The sequence below is a fragment of the Streptomyces sp. NBC_01298 genome (assembly GCF_035978755.1).
GTDB lineage: Bacteria > Actinomycetota > Actinomycetes > Streptomycetales > Streptomycetaceae > Streptomyces.
This window is the reverse complement of sequence record NZ_CP108414.1, coordinates 1,919,602-1,942,371: the sequence shown is the minus strand read 5'-3', so window position 1 is coordinate 1,942,371 and position 22,770 is coordinate 1,919,602. Positions and strand designations below refer to the sequence as shown.

General features: G+C 73.3%; 5 protein-coding genes. 2 read left to right on the top strand and 3 right to left on the bottom strand.

The window, feature by feature from the left end; genetic code table 11:
* Positions 1–25: 25 nt before the first annotated feature.
* A complete protein-coding gene (locus tag OG730_RS08885; protein ID WP_327303713.1) occupies positions 26–793 on the top strand; it encodes a thioesterase II family protein in 768 nt (255 codons plus the stop codon).
* Between the two features lie 228 nt (positions 794–1,021).
* On the opposite strand, the gene OG730_RS08880 is transcribed toward OG730_RS08885, so the two are convergent.
* The gene (locus OG730_RS08880; protein ID WP_327303712.1) at positions 1,022–1,921 is read right to left on the bottom strand and encodes a GNAT family N-acetyltransferase; all 900 of its coding nucleotides are present in this window, start codon (positions 1,919–1,921) and stop codon (positions 1,022–1,024) included.
* Between the two features lie 855 nt (positions 1,922–2,776).
* Between OG730_RS08880 and OG730_RS08875 the strand changes: the two genes are divergently transcribed.
* Positions 2,777–5,005 carry an ATP-binding protein gene (locus tag OG730_RS08875; RefSeq protein WP_327303711.1) on the top strand — a complete coding sequence of 743 codons (2,229 nt, stop codon included), beginning with the start codon at positions 2,777–2,779 and terminating at the stop codon, positions 5,003–5,005.
* Here the strand turns inward: OG730_RS08875 and OG730_RS08870 are convergent.
* Entirely contained in the window at positions 4,995–5,348 is a 354-nt protein-coding gene (locus OG730_RS08870) for a nuclear transport factor 2 family protein (protein WP_327303710.1), read from the bottom strand. The genes OG730_RS08875 and OG730_RS08870 overlap by 11 nt on opposite strands.
* Before the next feature lie 164 nt (positions 5,349–5,512).
* A complete protein-coding gene (locus OG730_RS08865) occupies positions 5,513–22,729 on the bottom strand; it encodes an SDR family NAD(P)-dependent oxidoreductase (RefSeq protein WP_327303709.1) in 17,217 nt (5,738 codons plus the stop codon).
* Between the last annotated feature and the right edge of the window lie 41 nt (positions 22,730–22,770).

The following is a 22,770-nucleotide window of genomic DNA, read 5'->3' as shown; positions in this document are numbered from 1 at the left end:
AGTGATACGAGGAGTTGACCCGATCATGGCTGAGAGCAGGGCTCTGCGCCGACCGTTTCCCCGGCCGGGGGCGGCCATGCGCCTCGTGTGCCTGCCGCACGCGGGCGGTTCGCAGAGCCTGTACCAGGGCTGGGCGCGGCTGCTTCCGCCCGAGGTCGAACTGATCGTCGCCTGCCCGCCGGGGCGGCTCGACCGGATCGACGACCCCTGGCCGGCCTCGATGGCGGACCTGGCAGCCGATCTCGCGACCGAACTGGCTCCCTGGCTGGACCGCCCCTGGGTGGCGTTCGGCCACAGCATGGGAGCGCTGGTCGGCCACGAACTCGTCCTGCGCGTTCAGCGGATGGGCCTCCCCGCCCCGGCGAGGCTCTTCGCCTCGGCCTGCGCCGCTCCGAGCCTGCGCCGCGATCGAGGCCAGCACGTGATGACGGACGACGACCTGTGCGCCGAACTGGCCGGGCTCGGCGGCATCGATCCGGATCTGCTCGCACTCCCCGAGTTGCGCGAGATGGTGCTGCCCGTCATCCGCGGCGACTACGAACTGCTGGCCGCGTACCAGCCGCGCCAGGGCGACCTGCTCACCTGCCCGGTCAGCGCGTTCGTCGGCGTCGAGGACGCCGAACTGTCCCGTGAAGGGGCGGCCCGATGGGGCGAGTGGACCTCCGGACCGAGCGAGGTGGTGGAGTTCCCCGGCGGCCATTTCTACCTCTCCGAGCAGCCGGAACGGGTCATCGGAGACCTACTCGACAGACTCCCCACCGCCGGAGTGCCCATACGTGGCCACCAGCGGTAACCGGTCCTCCAGCGACAGCCTCCACGGCCGGTTCCGGCCCGAGGAGTCAGCTCGGCAACCAGCTCCCGACCGCTACGGCGAGCGCGAGGCGCCAACCGCCGCTCGCTTCGGACGGATTCGCCCCAGAGGCTCCCCACGCCTCTCGGGGGCTTTCGCCTGGCCGCCGGGCACCGGCAAGCGGTCCGGACCCGCCCTCGGACCGGACCGCTCACCGCGTGCTACTCCTCGCTAGGCCGCTTGGCCCGTCGGGTGGAAGTTGATGCGTTCACGGATGACGGGGAAGCCGGCCTTGGCGAAGTGCGCGGCCATGGGGAAGTTGGCCTGGTCCGTCGCTCCGCTGACGAACTCCGCGCCCTGCTCGACGAGGAGGTGGGTGCACTCCGCGAGGAGGTCGTAGGCGTAGCCGCGACCGCGCTGTTCCGGGACGACTCCGATGAAGCCGATCGTCGGGCCGGAGGAGTTGTGGGCCGGGATGTGGATGCCGGCCAGGTCGCCCTCCGGCGTGTGTGCGATCCGCCACCATTCGCGTGGGGAGGGGCACCAGTGGAAGAAGTCGAGTTCCTCCTGGGCGGCCTTGTCGAGGCCGCCCTCCTTGATGGCCCTGAGCGCGTGGGCGTCCAGGGTGGCGGAGTGGATGCGGCGCAACGCGTCGAAGAACACGGTGTCGTCGGGTTCGGCGCTGAAGCGCAGGCGTCCGGGCCGCTCGGGCAGACCTCGCTCGGGGGTCCAGCGGTACAGGAAGCGTTCCACCAGGAGTTCGTACCCCGCGGCTCGTGCGGCGGCGAAGCGCGCCTCGGCTCCGGCGCGCAGGTCGGTCCTTTCCCGCCAGCCGCCGGGCAGGTTGATCTCGAGTTCGACCTGCCAGGGAGCGGAGCGCAGGAGTTCGGCCCCGGCCCCCTCCTCGCCCTCGGCCACGTCGAACCAGTTGATGTTGACGGGCTCCGAGTCATCGGGGCCGCCCCACCACGCGCCGCGTGCGACGACCTCGCCGTCGCGCAGGGCGACGCGCTTCCAGTCGGGGCGGAACCGGGTACGCCGGTGGCCCTCACCGGCGCCGAGGGGGTCGGGGTGTGCGTCGAAAAGATGGGCGTCGCTCGCGGAGAGCGCGCGGATGACCGTATCGGTCATGGATTCCTCCGGGATACAGGCTGCTTGGAGCGCTCCCGGTCAGAACTGACGAACTACGCCGGGATAGCGGAAGCGGGAGCGCTGGAAAGGTGTGAACCGCACGGCACTCGCCTCCTTCCATCCATCTCAGGGCGTGGAGCCACACGGTACGTGATCTTCCGCGGGTCCGTCCACGGATTTCCGCTCCCCTCAGCCCGGCCGCGATCATCCATGCGGGCGGCTTCTTCCGGTGGGCGAACCGTTTTCCAGTGATTCGATCGAGGCGCGGTGAGGTGAGGCGTATTGCGCAAGATGCTATTCGGCCTTTGGGCGGCTTCTTGGCTGGTTTTGGGGAGGTCGGATGAGGGGGAGCGCGTGTTTCTGAACACATCGGACAGGCTTGTCTGCTTGATTGCAATCGAGCTGGGTAAAATCTTGGCATGGTGCCGAGCGTTGGGGTTGCGGCCCCATTGATTCTCGGTTGCGTGCCGGGAAGTTGTATGCTTCACTTTTATTTGAAGTTTCTCTGTTGATGCGGTGGGGGTGGATCGATATCGATACTCGGCGGCCATTTCTCGTTGCATGCCTGAGTACCTGTCCGTCTGTGTGTCCGCGACCGAGATTCCCGGCCGGGCCCCCGGTTTCCGTATGCTGTACGAGGCTGTTTGCGGCCTGTCGCCTGCCGTTCTCGAGATAGGCGCATCCGCCGTCTCGGAGCAGTTTTCCTGCGCAGTGGCTCTGCTCGCGGATCGTGGATCATCCGATCGTGCCTGATGCGTAGATTTCATTAAATCCCCCGTCGTTGCCGCGTGGATTCGCGGGGCGGGGTGCTTATTGATCATGCATAAACGGGGGAGGGTCATGATGCAATTTCGCTTGCTCGGACCGCTGGAAGTGGTTCGTGATGGTGAACGGGCGGTTCTCGGTGGAGTAAAGCAGCGTGCACTGCTGGGGCGACTTCTGCTCGAGCCGAATCAGGTTGTCGCGACCAGTCGGTTGCTGGATTCTTTGTGGCCGGATGGTGAGCCGCCCATTACGGCCCGGAAGATTCTTCAGAATTCGGTCTGGTCGCTCAGGTCGGTGCTGCGGTCGCTGCGCGGGCGTGAGTCGGCGCCGGCGCTGATCACGCGTTCCCCCGGATACACGCTGCACATCGACGAGGAAATGGTCGACGTACACGCCTTCTCCCACCGGCTGGAGCGCGGGCGCAAGATGATGGCCGACGGGCTCCCGGCCGAGGCCGCCGTGGTCCTGCGGGACGCGCTGGACCTGTGGCGCGGAGACCTGCTGGCCGATCTCGTGGAAGCCGGGATCGTCTGGCCGGAGTCGAGCATCGTCGAGAACTCTCGCATCGACGCCCAGGAGCTGTACTTCGAGGCCAAGCTGGATTGCGGCCATCACCGCGAAGTGATCAGCGGGATCGAGACGCTGGTGGAGGCCGAGCCGCTGCGGGAACGGGCCCGCGGACTGCTCATGCTGGCCCTGTACCGTGCCGGCCGGCAGAGCGAAGCGCTCACCGTCTACCAGCGCACGCATTCCGAACTCGTGGACCGGCTCGGTCTGGAGCCCGGGCCGTGGCTGCGGGACCTGCAGCGGCGGATCCTGTCGCACGACCCGACGCTCAACGAGTTCTCCCAAGTCGAGCCGGGGGCCCAGGAGGCCAGCTGGACCGGCCGACCGGCCGACGTGAGTGCGCGGCCCGCTCCGAAGGCGCCTCCCGCCGCCGACGGACCCGCGCCCGGCCTGCTGAACACGACGAGCCGGCCACAGGCTTCGGCCGCGGCCCCGGAGCGGTCGCACCGGCGCGAGGTGACGGTCATGATCGTCCGAGCGCATGTCGGCGCCGGGGCGGGAACGCCGCACCCCGTGGGTGTGGACGATCTCCTCGACGGGATACACACCCTGGTCAGGGCCGGGGTGGAGTGCTGCGGGGGAGAGGTGGTCGCATCCGTGGGCTCCGCGACGATCGCCCTCTTCGACCTCGACGATCCGCGGGAGGGCGCCGCGCGCGCGGCGCAGCTCGCCCTGCTGCTGCGGGACAGCCTCGACGCGTCGGACGAGAGTCGGCACGGCATCGCGATCAGGGCCATGGTGGCGACCGGCGACCTCCAGCGGCACTCCGACCCGGCGCCCCGCCGCAATCGGGTCTCGGCCAACGGCACACTGCTGGACCAGTGCTGGGAGATCTTCCCCCAGGTGCCGGACGGCGTGATCTGGGTGTCCGACCGCACCAGGGCGCTGACCCTCGACCAGGCGTCCTACCTGGCCATGGGCGTCGAGGAGCTGCCCTACTGGATCGCCGAATCGCGTTCGGTGGAGTATCCGGTCGACACCAAGCCGTTCATGGACCGGGATCACGAGATGGAGATCCTGCAGCGGACCTTCCAGCGGGTGGAACAGCGGAGCCTTCCCCACCTCGTGACCATCCTCGGCGACCACGGGACGGGGAAGAGCCGGCTCCTGATGGAGTTCTGCCGGCTGCTCGAGGAGGAGGCCCGCCCCGCTCCCTTCGTGGTGAAGTACCGGGTGAGCAGGTCGGTGAGCATCGACCCGGCATCGGTCGTCGCTCAACTGCGGTCGCTGTTGCGCGAGACCGGCCCGACGGACCCGGTCGGCGCCGCCGATCCGAACGGCCCGGAGCCGGCGGGCCGTGTGCACGAGGCGGAGCGCCTCGTGCACGAACTCGCCCGCAAGCACCCGGTAGTCCTGGTGGCGGACGATCTGCACCTCGCCGACGAAGCCACGCTCGAATTCTTCGAACGGCTCGTATCGGGAAGCCAGTCCGGGATGCTGCTCATCGTGGCCTGCGCGAACGAGGATTTCCACCGCAGGTTCCCCCAGTGGGGACAGGGCCAGCTGAACAGCACCCGGATCCTGCTCGAAACCCTGTCGGTCGATGCGGTCGCCCGGCTCTTCGAGAATCTGATCGCGACCATCGGGGACTGCATCGCTGAATCGACCTGGGACACCTTCCACCGGATCTTCGGCGACCCGGATTCCGTATCGGTGAAAAGAGCGGGCCTGCTCAGGGCATTGCCACTGATTGTCGGGACGAACTCCTTCCCCGGTGACCATGTGCCCCAGGAGCGGGTCATCAGTCTGTGAAGAATCCGGTCAGCCGGTTGATCCTGCCGTCCTCGAAGGAGGCGACGTCGAATCCGCTCACCACCGGCACGCCGCCGGCGGGGCCGGCCTGCCATGCGAAGTGGACCACGTCGTGATGGGTCAGTACCGGACCCGAAGTGAAGGGAATCCCGGTGAAGTTCCGTTGTGCCACGGCGAGGTAATCGCTGATGGCTGCGGCGCCCCGGGCGACGATGTTCGGATCCGTGTATGTCGCGTTGGGGGTGAAGACTTCCTCGATCAGGGCTTGCCGAAGTCGGTCGTCGGATTCATTCCAGATCGCGATGTATTGCCCGACCAGCCTGGTGACGTCATTCTTGTCCATGGATCAGTACCCTATCGGTGAATTCGCCTGAATATTCGGTCTATTGGGTGATGATGTTGGGTGACGAGGGATGAGGGATGGGGGATGGGGGCCGGAGGGCTCCCGGGTCCGGTCGAAGGGTGGAACACCCCTGCCGGGCACCCGGGAGCCCTCCGGCGGGGTGTCTATCCCAGGTCGTCGACCATGGCGAACAGATCCTCGTCGGCCGCGTCCTGCAGGTCCTTGTCCGGCTGCTCGTCCCGGGCGCTGCGGCCCGCCGGGGCGTGACCGACCAGCTGTCGCAGCCGTGCCACCGCATCCAGGTCGAGCAGCCCCTCGCGGATCAGCGTCTCCAGCTGGTCGAGAACGGGCGCTGCCTGGCTCGTCGCCGCGATGGTGCGCAGGTTCTCGGCCAGGGCCGCCACCGTCGGATAGTCGAACACCAGGGTGGTCGGCAGGCGTTCGCCGGTGACGGTCGCCAGCCGGTTGCGCAGTTCGACCGCCGTGAGCGAGTCGAAGCCGAGGTCGGTGAACGGCACCTCCGAGGCGATCGCCGACACCTCGTCGTGGCCCAGGGCGGCGGCGACCTCGCGGCGGACCATGTCGAGCACGGCCCCCGGCTGGTCCCACGGGATTCCGGCCGGCTGCCGAGCCGCCCGGTCCAGACCGGCCCGCGGAGCGGCAGCAGGTGCGGTACGGGGTACGAGGCCCCGCAGCACCGGGTGCGGGTGCGGGGCGACGCCGAGCGCGGCCCGGTCGAGCCCCGTCACGGCGAACACCGGGCGCCGGCCGTCGTCCGTGGCCGGGCGGGCGATCTCCGCGGTGGCGACGTCGAAGGCGGCCAGCGCGTCCGGCACCGAGATCGGACGCAGCCCGAGCCCGAGGATCCGTCGCAGGTCCGCGTCGGCGAGCCCGTCGCCCATCCCGGTCTCCCACAGTCCCCAGGCCAGCGAGACCGTGGGCAGGCCAAGCGAGGTGCGGTACTCGGCCAAGGCGTCCAGGAAGGTGTTCCCCGCCGCGTAGTTCGCCTGCCCTGCCGTGCCGAGCAGCCCTGCGATCGACGAGTACAGCACCACGGGCCGGTCACCGGCCGCTTCGTGCAGGTGCCAGGCGGCATCGATCTTGGGCCGGAGCACGGAGTCGACCTGCTCGGGCGTGAGGCCCTCCAGGGTCCCGTCGGACAGCGTCCCGGCGGCGTGCACGAAGGCAACGGGCCGGTGCAGTGCCACCAGTGCGGCCAGCGCCTCGCGGTCGGTCACGTCGCAGGCAGCCGTGATGATCTCGACGCCGTCCCCGGCGCCTTCGAGCTCCGGAGCCTTCCCGCTCCGGCTGACCAGCAGCAGTGAACGGGCGCCGTGCCGGGCCACCAGGTGCGCGGCCAACTCCGAGCCCAGCGCGCCGCTCGCCCCGGTGATCATCACCGTGCCCTCGTCCCAGGGGAACGCGGGACGGTCCCCGCTCCCGTCCTCGCCCTGCGTGCCGCCCGGCCGGTCACCGGCGGGGCGCTCGTACCGGACCAGGCGCGGGACGAGGAGCTCCCCTCCCGCGATGCGGACCTGAGGCTCGTCCGAGCCCTCGGCTCCGGCCAAGGCCTCGGCGACGGTGTCCCGTACGTCCGCGGAGCCGTCCCAGCCCGGAAGGTCCACCAGGACGAACCGGCCCGGATGTTCGGCCGCGGCGCTGAGGACCAGGCCGCGGACACCGGCATGCGCCAGGTCGGAGCCGATGGCCACCGCGAGCTTGCCGGGGGCGTCGCCGGCAAGCCGGTCGCGCAGCACCCCCAGGATGTGCCGGACGGCGCCGCGGGCCCGCTGAGGCAGGTCGCCGGCACCGGAACCGACCAGGAGCACCTCGTACCCGGCGCCGGCCACCGACGCGCCGGCCGGCTCGCCGGACCGCTCGGGCCTGCGCCACACCGGGGTGTACAGCAGGTTCTCCCCGGCCGCGGCGCCGCCCGGGAGACCGGTGAGCGGGCGCAGCACCAGCTCGTCCACCTCGGCCAGGACGCGGCCGTCGCCATCGGTCACCAGCAGGCGTACGGAGTCCGGACCCGTGGGAGTGATCCGGGCCCGGAGGACGGGGGCGCCCGCCGCCGCGGGGGCGTGGAAGCGCACTCCGCTCCAGACGAACGGCAAGGTGGCCGGCCGGTCCCCGGCGACGCCGGGCAGCAGCGCGTGCAAGGCCGCGTCCAGCAGCGCCGGGTGCACGGCGAACCCGGTACCGGACGGGGCCGCCTCAGCCGGGACTTCGACCTCGGCGAACAGTTCGTCGCCGTTGCGCAGCAGACGCCGCAGCCCCTGGAAGGCGGGACCGTACGCGTAGCCGTGCCCGGCGACCCGGTCGTACACCCCGGTGAGGTCGATCTCCGTCGAGCCCTCCGGCCACGGATCAGCCTCCGCCACGGCCGGGCGGCCTTCCGGGGCGAGGGTTCCGGCGGCGTGCCGGGTCCACGGAAGGTCGCCGGAGCCGGGATCGCCGCTCCGGGAGAACAGCGTGAGGTCGGCGCCGTCGACAACCATCTGGAGGGTGAGCGCACCGGACTCCGGTACGACCACCGGCTCGGTCACCGTGAACTCCGCGAGCGGGCCCGCCGAAGCGGCCAGTTCGACCAGCGCCGTACCGGGGACGATCACGACGCCCCGCACCCGGTGGTCGGCCAGCCACGGTTGGGCGGCGAGCGAGACCCGGCCGGTCGAGACGGTGGCGCCGCCTTCGCCCGTACCGCCCGTGGCCAGGTCCACCGCCGCACCCAGCAGCGGGTGTCCGGCGGAGCGCAGACCGGCGCCGACCACGTCGGCCCGTCCGGCCGGGTCGAGCCAGAACCGCTTGCGCTGGAACGCGTAGGTGGGCGCGTCCACCGGCTCGGCGCCGGGGAACACCGCACTCCAGTCGATCCCGGCACCGCGGGTGAACAGGGTGCCGAGCGCGCCGGCCACGGAATCCGTCTCGGGCCGGCCGGCCCGCCGCAGCGGCACCCCGACCGGGCTGTCCGCCTCGTCGGCGGGGAACGCGGCCGCGACCATGCCGGTGAGCACCGCGTCGGGTCCCACCTCCAGGACCGTGCGCACACCCTCGTCCCGGGCGGTCAGCACCGCCTCGTGGAAGCGAACCGTCGCCCGCACCTGGTTCACCCAGTACTCGGGGTCGGTCCACTCCTCGGCGTTCGCTCCGGTGACCGTGGAGATCGCGGGGATCGCCGGGGCGCGGTAGGCGAGTTCCCGGGCGACCGCCCGAAAGTCCTCCAGCATCGGCTCCATCAGGGGCGAGTGGAAGGCGTGGCTGACCGAGAGACGCTTGGTGCGCCTGCCCCGTGCGGTGAACTCCGATGCGACGAAGGGCAGCAGGGCCTCCTCGGCGCCGGACAGCACGACCGAGGCGGGACCGTTGACCGCGGCGACCGCGACCCCGTCGGGCAGGTCCAGCCCGCCCAGTTCGGCGGCGGCCGTCTCCACGGCGACCATCGCGCCGCCGCGGGGCAGGGCCTGCATGAGGCGGCCGCGGGCGGCGACCAGCCTGGCCGCGTCCGGCAGCGACAGCACGCCGGCGACGTGTGCGGCGGCCAGCTCGCCGATCGAGTGGCCGAGTACCACGTCGGGCCGGATTCCCCACGACTCCACCAGACGGAACAGTGCGACCTCGAAGGCGAACAACGCGGGCTGCGCCGTGCCGGTCTCGTCCAGGCCCGAGCCGTCGGCGATGGCCGTCCGCACCGTCGACCGGAGCGAGGCGTCGAAGTGCGTGCAGACCGCGTCGAAGGCCGCGGCGAACACCGGGTAGGCGGCGGCCAGTTCGCGGCCCATGCCGATCTGCTGGGCGCCCTGCCCGGTGAACGCGAAGGCCAGCCGGCCTCCCGCCACGCGGACCGGGACCGCGTCCCGCAGCGCCTCGGGGCTCATCGCCGCGATCCGGTACGTCATGGCGGAACGGGTGGCCAGGGTGTACGACTCGTCCGCCGTGGACAAGGATGCGACCCGCTCCGCCTGCTCGGCGAGCGCCTGCCCGGTACGGGCGGACAGCACCCAGGGGACCGGGGGCCGCGCGGGGCCGGCCGGAGCCGCGGATACCGGGGCCCCGGAGCCCCGTGCCCCGGAGGCCCGTGCCCCGGAGGCAGGGGCCGGTGCGGCTTCGGCCTCCTCCAGGACCACGTGCGCGTTGGTGCCGCCGAAGCCGAAGGAGGACACGCCGGCCCGGCGGGGCTGTGCGCCCCGCGGCCACGGGCGGGCCTCGGTCAGCAGCTCGACGTTGCCCTCCGACCAGTCGACGTGCCGGGACGGAGTGCCGACGTGCAGGGTCGCCGGGGCGATGTCGTGCCGCATGGCCTGGACGACCTTGATGATCCCGCCGACGCCCGCCGCCGCCTGGGCATGTCCGATGTTCGACTTCAGCGAGCCCAGCAGCAGAGGGCGCTCGCGGTCCCGCCCGTACGTGGCCATCACGGCCTGCGCCTCGATCGGGTCGCCGAGCCTGGTCCCGGTGCCGTGCGCCTCCAGCAGTTCCACGTCGGCGGGGGACAGGTCGGCGGATTCGAGCGCCGCCATGATCACCCGCTCCTGGGCGGGGCCGTTCGGTGCCGTCAGCCCGTTCGAGGCGCCGTCGGAGTTCACCGCCGAGCCGCGCAGGACGGCGAGCACCCGGTGCCCGTTGCGCTTGGCGTCCGACAGCTTCTCCAGCAGCAGCATGCCCGCGCCCTCGGACCAGCCGGTGCCGTCGGCGTCGTCGGAGAACGACTTGCACCGGCCGTCCTCGGACAGTCCGCGCAGCCGGGAGAACTCCACGAACGGCGTCGGCGTGGCCATCACCGTCGCGCCGCCCGCCACGGCGAGCTCGCACTCCCCGCCGCGCAGTGCGCTCGCGGCCAGGTGCACCGCGACCAGCGAGGACGAGCACGCGGTGTCCACGGTGAGCGTCGGCCCCTCGAACCCGAAGGTGTAGGCGAGCCGGCCGGAGGCGATGCTTCCGGCGCTGCCGCTGTAGAGGTAGCCCTGAACCCCCTCCGGCGGCAGGTCCGGCCGCGAGCCGTAGTCGCTGTACATCACGCCGACGAACACGCCGGTCCGGCTGCCGCGCAGGTCCTGCGGGTCCAGGCCCGCCTGCTCCACGGCCTCCCAGGTGGTCTCCAGCAGCTGCCGCTGCTGCGGGTCGACGGCCATCGCCTCCCGCGGCGACAGGCCGAAGAACTCCGCGTCGAAGCGGTCGGCGTCGTGCAGGAACCCGCCCCGGCGGGTCGTGGAGGTTCCGGGGTGGTCCGCGTCGGGGTGGAACAGGTCGGCCGGCCAGCCGCGGTTCACCGGGAAGTCCGACGTGGCGTCACGGCCGTCGGCCACCAGCCGCCACAGGTCCTGCGGCGAGGCGACCCCGCCCGGGTAGCGGCAGGCCATCCCGACGATCGCGATCGGCTCGTCGTGGCCGTCCCCGGCCGCCGCCGGCCGTTCCCGGACCGGAGCGGCCGGCGCCGGCTCCTCGGCCGCGACGAGCCCGAGCAGGTGCTCGGTCAGCGAGGCCGGGGTGGGGTGGTCGAACACGATGGTCGCGGACAGCCGGCGGCCGATCGCGGTGCCGAGCTGGTTGCGCAGCTCGACGGCTGTGAGCGAGTCGAAACCGAGCTCGCTGAACGAGCGGTCCTCCTCGATCTCGGAAGCGTCGGCGTAGCCGAGGACCGCGGCGATCTGGTCGCGGACGATCTCCCGGAGGGCCGCGGGGCGGAATCCCGACGCGTCCGCGCCGTCCCCGTGGGGCGCGTGGTCCCGCACGGCCACCGTCGTGCCGGCGGCCGGTCCGGCCAGGTCGCGCAGCACCGCGGGGAGATCGGTCCGGCCCCGGAGCGCGGAGCGGTCGAACCGGGTCAGGGCCAGCACCGCGGCGCCGACGCCGGCGGCCGCGTCGAGGGAGGCGTCGAACAGGCCGAGCGCCTCCGTCGTGTCCAGCGGACGCAGGCCCGAGCGGGCCAGCCGCTGGATGTCCGCGTCGGTCAGCTGTTCGGAGATGCTGCTTGTCCGCGCCCACAGGCCCCAGGCCAGCGAGACCGCGGGAAGTCCGAGGCCGCGGCGGTGCTCGGCGAGGGCGTCCAGGAAGGTGTTGGCCGCCGCGTAGTTCGCCTGGCCCGCGGTGCCGAGCAGTCCGGCGACCGAGGAGTACAGGAACAGGGGGCGGTCGCCGGCCAGTTCGTGCAGGTGCCAGGCCGCGTCCACCTTCGGACGCAGCACCGCGTCGACCTGCTCGGCCGTCATGCCGGCCAGAGTGGAGTCGGCGACGACGCCCGCGGTGTGCACCACCGCGGCAGGCTGGTGCTCGGCGAACACGCGCTCGAGGGCCTGCCGGTCGGTCGCGTCGGCGGCCACCAGACTCACGGCCGCGCCGAGGTCCACCAGCTCGTCCCGCAGGTCGGCGGCGCCGGGCGCCGCTTCGCCCCGCCGGCTGAGGAGCACCAGGTTCCGCACCCCGTGCCGTACGACCAGGTGCCTGGCCAGGACCGTGCCGAGGGTTCCGGTGGCGCCGGTGACCAGGACCGGGCCCGCGGAGAGGTCCACCCCGGGGGTCGCGGCGTCCGCCGCCGGCCCGCCCGGGCGGGCCAGCCGCGGCACCAGGAGCCTGTCCCCGCGGATCGCCAGTTCCGGCTCCGGGGTCCGCAGCGCGGCCTCCAGCCGCGCCCCGTCGGCGGATTCGCCGGCCTCGATCAGCACGAACCTGCCGGGGTTCTCCGCCTGGGCGGTGCGGATCAGGCCGCGCAGCGCGGCGTGTGACAGGCCCGGGGTGATCACGAAGGCGTGCCGGCGCTGGTCGTCCTCGGCGAGGACCGCCCTGAGCTCGGCCAGAACGGATTGGACCAGCGCCCTGGCCGCCGTCGGGACGTCGTGTTCCGCGTGCCGGGCGTGTTCCGGCAGGGACGCCACACGGTGCATGACAGCCGGTTCGAGGGAGGAGTCGGGGCCGGCGGCATTGCGCCAGACCACCGTGTGCATCCCCGCGGGCGCATGTCCCGCGCCCACGGGCAGCAGCGCCAGTTCGTCCACCGTCAGCACCGCGCGGCCTTCGCGGTCGTGGACCACCAGGCCCGCCGTGGTCCCGCGGACCGTGACCCGCGCGCTCAGGGCCGTCGCTCCGGTCGCGTACCGGGTCACCCCGGTCCAGGAGAACGGCAGCACCGGCCGGGCGCCGGGATCGACGACTCCGGGGAGCAGCACGTGCAGCACCGCGTCGAGCAGCGCCGGGTGTACGCCGTACCGGGCCGCTTCGCCGTGGTACCGCTTCGGCAGCTCCACTTCGACGAACCGTTCGTCGTCGGCGTGGCGCACCGCGATCAGGCCCTGGAACGCCGGGCCGTAGTGGTAGCCGTGCTCACCGAGCCGCTCGTACACCCCGGCCAGGGCGGCCTCGGTGCCGGCCGGTTCCGGTGCGGCCGGGGGCTCCTGCCGTCCGGGCACGAGCACGCCGTGGGCGTGCCGGGTCCACTCGGCCGGCTCGCCGCTCCCGGCCCGCGGCCCGGAGTGGATCGTCACCGCACGGCTGCCGTCGGGCTCCGGGGCCTCGACCCGGACCTGTACGGCCACGGCACCCTCCTCGGGTACCACCAGCGGTGTGGTGAAGGTGAGTTCGGCGACTGTCGGGCAGTCCAGCCGGGCCCCGGCGTGCAGCGTCATGTCCAGCAGCGCCGTGCCGGGTACGAGGACCTCCCCGCGGATCCGGTGGTCGCCGATCCAGCCGGCGCCGCCGATCTCGCCGCTCAGTACGGTCCCGCCGTCGGCGAGGTCCACCACGGTGTCCAGCAGCGGATGCGCGGACGACGGGGTCTCCAGCCAGTACCGGCGGTGCTGGAACGGGTAGCGCGGCAGCGGTACCGGCGTGGTCGTACGCAGCACCGCCGACCAGTCCACCGGTACGCCCCGGACGTGCAGGGCGCCGAGGGCGGTGAACGCGCTCTCCACGTCGCCGCGTCCGGCGCGCAGCATCGACACCGAGGCGCCGTCGCCCGTGTCGCCGACCGTGTCGGGGGCCTCGTCCGCGCGTGCCTGTCCGGCCATCGCCGTCAGCACTCCGTCCGGGCCGAGTTCGACGAACTCGGTGACACCGCCGCGCCGCAGGGTGCGCACGCCGTCGAAGAAGCGGACCGCTTCCCGGACATGGGTCACCCAGTAGTCCGGTGACGTCAGCTGCCCGGCGGTGGCGATCTCCCCGGTGACGTTCGAGACGACCGGGATCAGCGGCTCGTGGAAGGCAACGGTGTCCAGCTCGGCGCGGAAGCCGGCCAGGACCCCGTCCATGTGCGCCGAGTGGAAGGCGTGGCTGACCGACAGGCGCCGGGTCCGTCGGCCCCGGTCCGACCAGAGCGCGATCATCGCGGTCACCGAGTCGGCGTCACCGGACACCACGACGGCCCGGGGGCCGTTCACCCCGGCGATCGCCGCCCCGGCGGCCAGGGATTCGAGCACCTCCTCCTCGGAGGCCTCCAGCGCGGCCATCGCGCCGTCGTCGCGGGCGGACTGCATGGCAGCGCCCCGGGCGGCGACCAGGCGGCAGGCATCGGGCAGGTCGAACACGCCGGCCACGTGTGCCGCGGCCACCTCTCCGACCGAGTGCCCGAGGAGGTAGTCCGGGGTGACGCCGTGGTGCTCGGCGAACCGGTACAGCGCCACCTCCACGGCGAACAGCGCGGCCTGGGTGTAGGCGGTCTGGTCGAGGAGGGCCGCGTCGGCGCTCTCCGGTTCGGCGAACAGGACGGCGGTCAGCGGCCGGTCGAGCACCGGGTCGATGTGTGCGGCCACCGCGTCGAGCGCGGTACGGAAGACGTCGGACCGCTCGTACAGCCCGCGTCCCATCCCGGCCCGCTGCGCGCCCTGCCCGGTGAACAGGAAGGCCGTCGCACCGCGGCCGGTGCCGTGCCCCTGGACGACGCCCGCGGCCGCGGTGCCCGCCGCGACGGCGTCGAGGCCGCGCAGCAGGGATTCCCGGTCGGCGCCGAGCACGACGGCCCGCCGGTCCAGCAGGGCACGCCGCCCGGAGAGCGTGCCGGCCACGTCGGCGAGGTCGAGGTCGGGGTGTCCGTCGAGGTGAGCGCGCAGCTCGGCGGCCTGCTCCCGCAGGGCCTGGTCGGTGCGGGCCGACAGCACCAGCGGCACCACCGGCGGGACGGGGCCGGGCCGGGCGGCCGTGCCGGCGGGGGCCGGGGCCTGTTCGAGGATGACGTGGGCGTTGGTGCCGCTGATCCCGAACGCCGACACCGCGGCGCGGCGCGGCCGGCCGAGGTCCGGCCACTCCTGCTGCTCGCCGAGCAGCTCGATCGCGCCCGCGGACCAGTCCACGTGCGGCGAGGGCTCGCCCAGGTGCAGGGTGCGCGGCTGGACGCCGTGCCGCATCGCCTGGACCATCTTGATCACGCCCCCGACACCGGCGGCGGCTTGGGCGTGCCCGAGGTTCGACTTCAGCGAACCCAGGCGGACGGGCTCCGCGCGGTCCTGCCCGTACGTGGCCAGCAGGGCCTGGGCCTCGATCGGGTCGCCGAGCCGGGTGCCGGTGCCGTGCGCCTCGATCAGGTCGATGTCGTCGGAGGCGAGGCCGGCGTCGGTCAGGGCGGCGCGGATCACCCGCTCCTGCGAGGGCCCGCTCGGTGCCGTCAGCCCGTTGGAGGCGCCGTCGGAGTTCACCGCGGAACCGCGCAGCACGGCCAGCACCTGGTGCCCGTGGCGCCGGGCGTCCTCCAGCCGCTCCACCAGGAGCAGGCCGACGCCCTCCGACCAGCCGGTTCCGTCGGCGTCGGCCGAGAAGGACCTGCACCGGCCGTCGGTCGACAGCCCCTTCTGCCGGGAGAACTCCACGAACGTGCTCGGCCCGGACATGACCGTGACGCCTCCCGCCAGGGCCAGGTCCACCTCGCCCGAGCGCAGCGAGTTCGCGGCCAGGTGCAGCGCGACCAGGGAGGACGAGCACGCGGTGTCCACCGTGATCGCCGGCCCCTCCAGGCCGTAGTTGTACGCCAGCCGGCCGGAGATCACGCTGGAGGTGTTGCCCGCCAGCAGGAAGCCCTCCACCTCCCGCGGGGTGACGGCCAGGCGCGAGGCGTAGTCGTCGTACATCACGCCGGTGAACACACCGGTCCGGCTGCCGCTCAGGACCGCCGGGTCGATCCCGGCGTGCTCGAAGGTCTCCCACGCCGTCTCCAGCAGCAGCCGTTGCTGGGGGTCGGTGGCCAGCGCCTCGCGCGGCGACATGTCGAAGAACGCCGCGTCGAACAGGTCCGCTTCGTGCAGGAACCCGCCGCGCCGGGTGTAGCTGGTGCCGAGGTGGTCCGGGTCGGGGTGGTACAGCCCGTCCAGGTCCCAGCCGCGGTTGGTCGGGAACTCGGAGATGGCGTCCCGTCCGTCCAGCACCAGCTGCCACAGGTCGTCGGCGGATCGGACTCCGCCGGGGAACCGGCAGGCCATGCCGACGATCGCGATCGGTTCGTCGGTGCGGCCGCGGTCCTTCCGCGGCCGCCGGGCACCGCCCGCCTGCCGCCGGTCCCCGGCCGTGCCCGCTTCCTCGGCCAGGAAGGCGGCCAGGGCCTGCGGCGTCGGGTGGTCGAACACCAGGGTGGCGGGGAGCTGCCGGCCGGTGGCCGCGATCAGCCGGTTGCGCAGCTCCACGCCGGCCAGCGAGTCGAAGCCCTGCTCCCGGAAGGCCTTGCCCAGGTCGAGCGCCCTCGGGCTCGGCAGTCCCAGCACCCCGGCCGTGGTCGCCCGTACGAGCTCCTCGGCCTGCTTCGCGGTCAGGGCCCGACCCGCGCGGGCGGCCGGAGCGGCCGCGGCGGGCTTGCGGCGGCGGACCAGCCCGGACAACAGGGGCGGGACCGGACCGGTTTCGGCGAGAAGGGACGGCTGGAGGATCGCCGGGACCGGCAGCACGGTGTCCGCCGCGTCCGCGGACAGCGACCGGTCGAACAGGGCGAGCCCCTGCCCGGCGGTCAGCGGCGCCACTCCGGACCGGGTCCAGCGGCCCAGGTCGGAGGCGGAGAGGGACTGCCCCATGCCCTCTTCCCACAGGCCCCAGGCCAGTGACGTGCCGGGCAGGCCGAGGCCGCGGCGGTGCGCGGCCAGCGAGTCCAGGTAGGCGTTGGCCGCCGCGTAGTTGGCCTGGCCGGCCGTGCCGAGCAGACCGGAGATCGAGGAGAACAGGACGAAGGAGACCACGTCCCGGTCGGCGGTGAGCTCGTGCAGGTACCGCGCGGCGTCCGCCTTGGCGGCCATGACCGTGCCGATCCGCTCCTCGGTGAGGGCGCCGATCGTGGCGTCGTCGAGTACCCCGGCGGTGTGGATCACCGCGGTCAGGGGATTGGCGGCCGGCAGGCCCTCGATCAGTGAGGCCAGCGCGGTGCGGTCCGTCACGTCGACGGCCGCGATGCGCGCGCCGTCGAGTTCCGCCGCCAGCTCGGCGGCGCCGGGCGCGTCCGGGCCGCGGCGGCTGACGAGCAGCAGGTTCCGTACGCCGTGCCGGTGGTGGAGGTGCCGGGCGATCAAGGCGCCCAGCCCGCCGGTGCCACCGGTGATCAGGACCGTGCCGTCGGGGTTCCAGCCGAACGGGGCCGCGCTGCTTGCCGCGCCCGCGGTGCCGTCGGCGGTCGCGGTGCCTTCGATCAGGGAGGTGCCGGGGGCCGGTGCGGCGGACCTGGCGATCCGGGGCACCAGCAGCCCGCCGTCCCGTACGGCGAGCTGCGGCTCCCCGGTCCGTACGGCCGCCTCGGCGGCTTCCGCCGCGGTGGCGGTGCCGGAGACGTCCACCACGACGATCTGGTCGGGGTACTCGCTCTGGGCGGTGCGCGCCAGGCCCCACACCGCGCCCGCGGCCGGGTCGGCGACGCGCTCGCCCGGTGCGACGGCCACCGCGTTGCGGGTGACCAGCACCAGCCGGTCCCCCGCCTCGTGGTCGGCGGACACCCAGTTTCGGATCGTCGCGAGCGCGGCGGTGGCCGCGGCGGCGGGGGTGCGGGCCGGGGCGACCTCGGCCACGGTAGGACGCGGGGCGTCGCCGTCGGCGTCACCGGTCCGGGCGGTGCGGGGCTGCCAGGCCAGCTCGTACAGCGGGACGGCGTCGGCCGAGGCCGGGGACGACGCCCGGAAGGCCAGTCCCTCGACGGCGGCGACCACGGTGCCCGTCGCGTCGGCGAGCAGCAGTTCGTACGTGTCGCCGCCGGCCGGGGCGAGGCGGGCGCGGAACTCGGTCCCGCCGACCGCGCCGGGGTGCAGGCGCACCCCGCTCCAGGCGAACGGGAGGCGCGCGCCCTCCCCGCCGTCCACCAGGCCCAGCACGATCGGGTGCAGCACCGCGTCCACCAGCGCCGGGTGCAGCAGGAAGCCGGACTCCGCACCGAGGTGCCCGTCCGGGATCCGGACCTCGGCGTACGCGGTGTCACCGTCCCGGTACACCGCCCGCAGCCCGCGGAACATGCCGCTGTAGTCGTATCCGCGCCCGGTCAGCAGCTCGTAGGCGTCCTCGACGGGTACCGGGTCGCCGGCGGGCGGCCACTCCAGCAGGTCATCCGCACCGGGCCCGGAGGCCGGGTCGGTGTCGCCGAGCAGTCCGGACGCGTGCCGCGTCCACTCCTGCTCCCCGTCCCGGCGGGAGTGCACCGCCAGCTGCCGGCCGTGCACGGTGACCTGGAGCTGCACCGCGCCGGAGGCGGGCAGCACGAGGGGCTTCTCCAGGGTCAGGTCCGCCACTTCGGGCAGGCCCACCCGCTCGCCGGCGAACAGTGCCATCTCCAGGAACGCCGTCCCGGGCAGCAGCACCGAACCGTTGATCACGTGCCCGGCGAGCCACGGGTGGTCGGCCAACGACACGGATCCGGCCAGGACCACCTCGTCCCGGTCGACCAGCTCCACCACCGAGTCGAGCAGAGGGTGACCGGAGGCGCCGCGCGCGGGCCGCGGCGGCAGCCAGTACCGGTCGCGGCGGAAGGGGTGGGTGGGCTCCGTGCCCCGGGCCCGGGCCAGACCGGCGGAGAACACGTCCGCCTCGGAGCCGGCGGACCGGCTCAGCGCGACGGCCCGCGCGACGCCGGCGGACCTGACCAGCGGGGTGAGCGCGGCCGACGGCCCGATCTCGACGAACAGGCCGGCGCCCGCCTCGCGCAGGGCCGACACGGCGTCGTGGAACCGGACGGTGCCGCGGATCTGCGCGACCCAGTGGTCGGCGTACCCGGCCGTGTCGGCGGGCAGCGGTCGCCCGGTCACCGTGGAGATCACGGGAATCCGGGGCGGCCTGTAGTCGACCGACTCGGCCACCGTGCGGAACTCGTCGAGTACGTCGTCCATGTGGGGGGAGTGGAAGGCATGGCTGACGGTCAGCCGGGTGACCCTGCGGCCGCGCTCCCGCCATCCCGCGGCGACGGTCTCGGCGGCGTCGGCATCGCCGGCGAGCACCACCGAGACCGGGCCGTTCACCGCGGCCACCACGACGCCCTCGACGAGGGTGCCGGCGACTTCGGCCTCGGTGGCCTCCACGGCGATCATCGCGCCGCCGGAGCGGGCCTGCTGCATCAGCCGGCCCCGGGCCGCCACCAGCTTCGCCGCGTCCGGCAGCGAGAACACCCCGGCCACGTGGGCCGCGGCGAGTTCGCCGATGGAGTGCCCGGCGAGCAGGTCGCCGGCCAGGCCCTGGTCGGCGGCCAGTTCGGCCAGCGCCACCTCGAAGGCGAACAGCGCGGGCTGGGTGTAGCGGGTCTGGTTCAGCTCCGGCGCGGCATCGGACCCGGCGCCGAACATCAGCTCCTTCAGCGGCCGGTCCAGGTGGGGGTCGAAAGCGGCGCACACCTCGTCGAGGGCGCGCGCGAACACCGGGTACCGCTCGTACAGTTCGCGGCCCATGCCGGAGCGCTGTGCCCCCTGGCCGGTGAACAGCAGGGCCGTCGGGGTCCGCTCGCCTTCCTCCAGGACGACGTGGGCGTTCGTGCCGCTGATGCCGAACGCGGACACCGCGGCGCGGATCGGGCGGTCGGCGCGCTGCCACTCCAGGGCCCGGGTCAGCAGCTCGACCCGGCCCGAAGCCCAGTCCACCCGAGTGGTCGGGACGTCGGCGTGCAGGGTGCGGGGCAGGAGCCCGTGCCGCATGGCCTGCACGGTCTTGATCACGCCGGCGACGCCGGCGGCCGCCTGCGTGTGGCCGATGTTCGACTTCAGCGAGCCCAGGTACAGCGGCGCCTCGCGGTCCTGCCCGTAGGTGGCGAGGATCGCGTCGGCCTCGATCGGGTCGCCGAGGGAGGTACCGGTGCCGTGGGCTTCCAGCAGGTCGACGTCCGACCCGGCCAGACCGGCGTCGGCCAGCGCGGCACCGATCAGCCGCTGCTGGGAGAGGCCGCTGGGCGCGGTCAGCCCGTTGGAGGAGCCGTCGGAGTTGATGGCGGTACCCCGGACCACCGCGAGGACGGGGTGGCCGTGGCGGCGGGCGTCCTCCAGCCGCTCCAGCACGAGCATGCCCACGCCTTCGGACCATCCGGTGCCGTCGGCGTCCGCGGAGAACGGCTTGCACCGCCCGTCGGCGGCCAGCCCGTGCTGCCGGGAGAACTCTTCGAACATCCCCGGTGTGGCCATCACGGTCACGCCGCCCGCGACGGCCGCGGACGCCTCGCCGCTGCGCAGGGCGCGTACCGCCAGGTGCAGGGCGACCAGCGAGGACGAGCAGGCGGTGTCCACGGTGAGCGTCGGACCCACGAAGCCGAACTGGTAGGCGATGCGGCCCGAAAGCACGCTGGGCGTGGTCCCGGTGAGCACGTAGCCCTTGACGTCTTCGCCGGCCTCGTGCATCCGGGGGCCGTAGTCGGAGGAGGTGCCGCCGACGAACACCCCGGTACGGCTGCCCCGCAGGGACTTGGGGTCGATCCCGGCCCTCTCCAGCGCCTCCCAGGTGGTCTGCAGCAGCAGCCGCTGCTGCGGATCCATGGCCAGCGCCTCGCGGGGGGAGATGCCGAAGAACTCCGCGTCGAACTCGGCCGCGGTGTCGAGGAATCCGCCGACCCGGGAGTAGCCCTCACCGGGCTGCCAGCCGCGGTCGGTCGGGAACGCGCCGGTCACGTCCTGCTCCCCGGAGACCACGCGCCACAGGTCTTCCGGGGAGGCGAGTCCGCCCGGGAAGCGGCAGGCCATGCCGACGATCGCGATCGCGTCCTCGTCGCTGCCGGCGGAGGAGTCCGCCCGTGCGGAGGCGCGGGGCACGTAAGGGCTGCGCCCCGCGTGTCCCGGGTCGATCCCGGTCTCGGCGAAGTATCCGATCAGCTCCTGCGGCGTCGGGTAGTCGAACAGCAGACCGCTGGGCAGCGGCCGGCCGGTGGCGGTGGACAGGCTCTCGATGAGCTCCACCGTCATGAGCGAGGAGAAGCCGAGGTCCCGGAAGTTCGTGTCCAGCTCCACGCCCTCCACGTCGCCCGCGCCGAGGGCCGCCGCCACCTGTTCCCTGACCAGGGCGGCCGGGTCGGTGTCAGAGGCGCCGGAGTGGCCAGAGGCGCCGGAGCCCGGCGCCGGGGTGTGGTGCTCGCCGGTCCAGAACCGCTCCCGCTGGAACGGGTATCCCGGCAGCCGGACCCGCCGGGCCCGGACATCCGCGTACGCCGGCGCCCAGTCGACGTCCGCGCCCTGGACGTACTCGGCCGCGAGGGCGGCCAGTTCGGCGGTCCGCGGGCCGGCGGACTCATCGCCGCGGCCCGCGGCGGTACCGGACGCCGCTTCCTGCCCCGCCCCGGGCCCGTCGTCCGAGACCACGTTCGGCGCGGTCGTCCCGTGTGCGACGGCGTCCAGCCCGGCGCGCAGGCCTTCGGCGTCCGAGGCGAGGACGACGGCACGGTGCCGGAACGCCGTCCTGGTGGTGGCCAGGGAGAAGCCCAGGTCGTACGGGGCGAAACCGGTCTCCCGCAACAGGGCGGCGTGCGCCCGCAGCGCGGCCCGGGTCCGGCCCGACACGGGTACCGGGACCAGCCCGGCGTCCGGCTCCGCGCCACCTGCCGCCCGCCCGGTGGCCGACTGCCCGGTGGCCGACTGGACGGCGTCGGATCGTCCGATGCCGGATCGTCCGGCGTCCGGCTCCGCGCCACCCGCGGCCTGCCCGGAGGCCGGCGGCTCGCTCAGGACCACGTGTGCGTTCGTGCCGCCCATGCCGAACGACGAGACGCCGGCGATCAACGGCCGGTCCGGGTGCGGCCAGTCGGAAAGGCCCGTGGTGACCCGCAGCCCGAGGTCCTCGAACGGGATCTCCGGATTCGGGGTGGCGAAGTTCAGGCTCGCGGGCAGGCGCCGGTTGCGGATCCCGAGCACGGCCTTGAGCAGCCCGGTGATTCCGGCGGCGCCCTCCAGGTGCCCGATGTTGGTCTTCACCGACCCCACCAGCAGGGGGTCCGCTCCGGCGGCCGCCCCGTCCGCCTCCCGGCCCGAGAAGACCGCGCCGAGCGCGGCCGCCTCGATCGGGTCGCCGACCGGGGTCCCGGTGCCGTGCAGCTCCACGTACTGCACCTGCTCCGGGGAGACGCCGGCCCGGCGCAGCGCGGCACGGATGACCCGCTCCTGCGCCTGCGGGCTGGGCACCGTCAGCCCGGGGGTGGCCCCGTCGTTGTTGACGGCGCTGCCCCGCACGACCGCGTAGACGTCGTCCCCGTCGGCCAGGGCCGCCGCCAGCGGCTTGAGCACCAGGGCCACGGCGCCCTCGCCGCGTACGTAGCCGTTGGCGCGGGCGTCGAAGACGTAGCTGTGCCCGTCCGGGGACAGGCCGCCGAAGCGCTGCGCCCCCAGCGCGCCCTCCGCGAGGAGGTTGAGGTTGACGCCCGCGGCGATGGCGACCGGCGACTCGCCCGACCGCACGCTCTGGGCGGCCAGGTGGACGGCGACCAGCGACGACGACTGCGCCGTGTCCACCACGATGCTCGGACCGCGCAGATCAAGGGCGTAGGAGACCCGGTTGGCGATGATGCCCCGGTGCACACCGGTGTTCGTGTGCTGTGTGATCGATCCGTCGCCGCTGCTCAGCACCAGTCCGGCGTAGTCGTCGCGGAGCGATCCCACGAACACCGAAGAGGCCGATCCGGCCAGGGCGGCGGGGACGATCCCGGCGTCCTCCAGGGCCGCCCAGGCCAGCTCCAGCACCAGCCGTTGCTGCGGGTCCGTAGCCGCGGCTTCCCTCGCGGACATCCCGAAGAACGCCGCGTCGAAGTCCCCGACCGCGTCGAGGAAGGCCCCGAAGCGGGTGCCGCCGTCGAACCGGACCGAATTCGACATTCCGTCCCGCCGGTCGAGCGGGACCTCGGTTATCGCACTGCGACTGTCACTGAGCAGATTCCAGAATTCCGCTGCCCCGGTCGCCCCGGGCAAATGGCAGGACACTCCGACGATCGCCACCGAATCGTCGAGAACGTCTTCGTGGAGAACGTCTTCGTGTCCGTCGTGCCATGTCGTCATCTGAACATCTCTTTCCTTCATCATCCTGGACAGTCGCAATG

Bases quoted from the DNA above. Each gene is read 5' to 3' on its own strand.
- OG730_RS08885 (WP_327303713.1), top strand. From the start codon at position 26: ATGGCTGAGAGCAGGGCTCTGCGCCGACCGTTTCCCCGGCCGGGGGCG.
- OG730_RS08880 (WP_327303712.1), bottom strand. From the start codon at position 1,921: ATGACCGATACGGTCATCCGCGCGCTCTCCGCGAGCGACGCCCATCTT.
- OG730_RS08870 (WP_327303710.1), bottom strand. From the start codon at position 5,348: ATGGACAAGAATGACGTCACCAGGCTGGTCGGGCAATACATCGCGATC.
- OG730_RS08865 (WP_327303709.1), bottom strand. From the start codon at position 22,729: ATGACGACATGGCACGACGGACACGAAGACGTTCTCCACGAAGACGTT.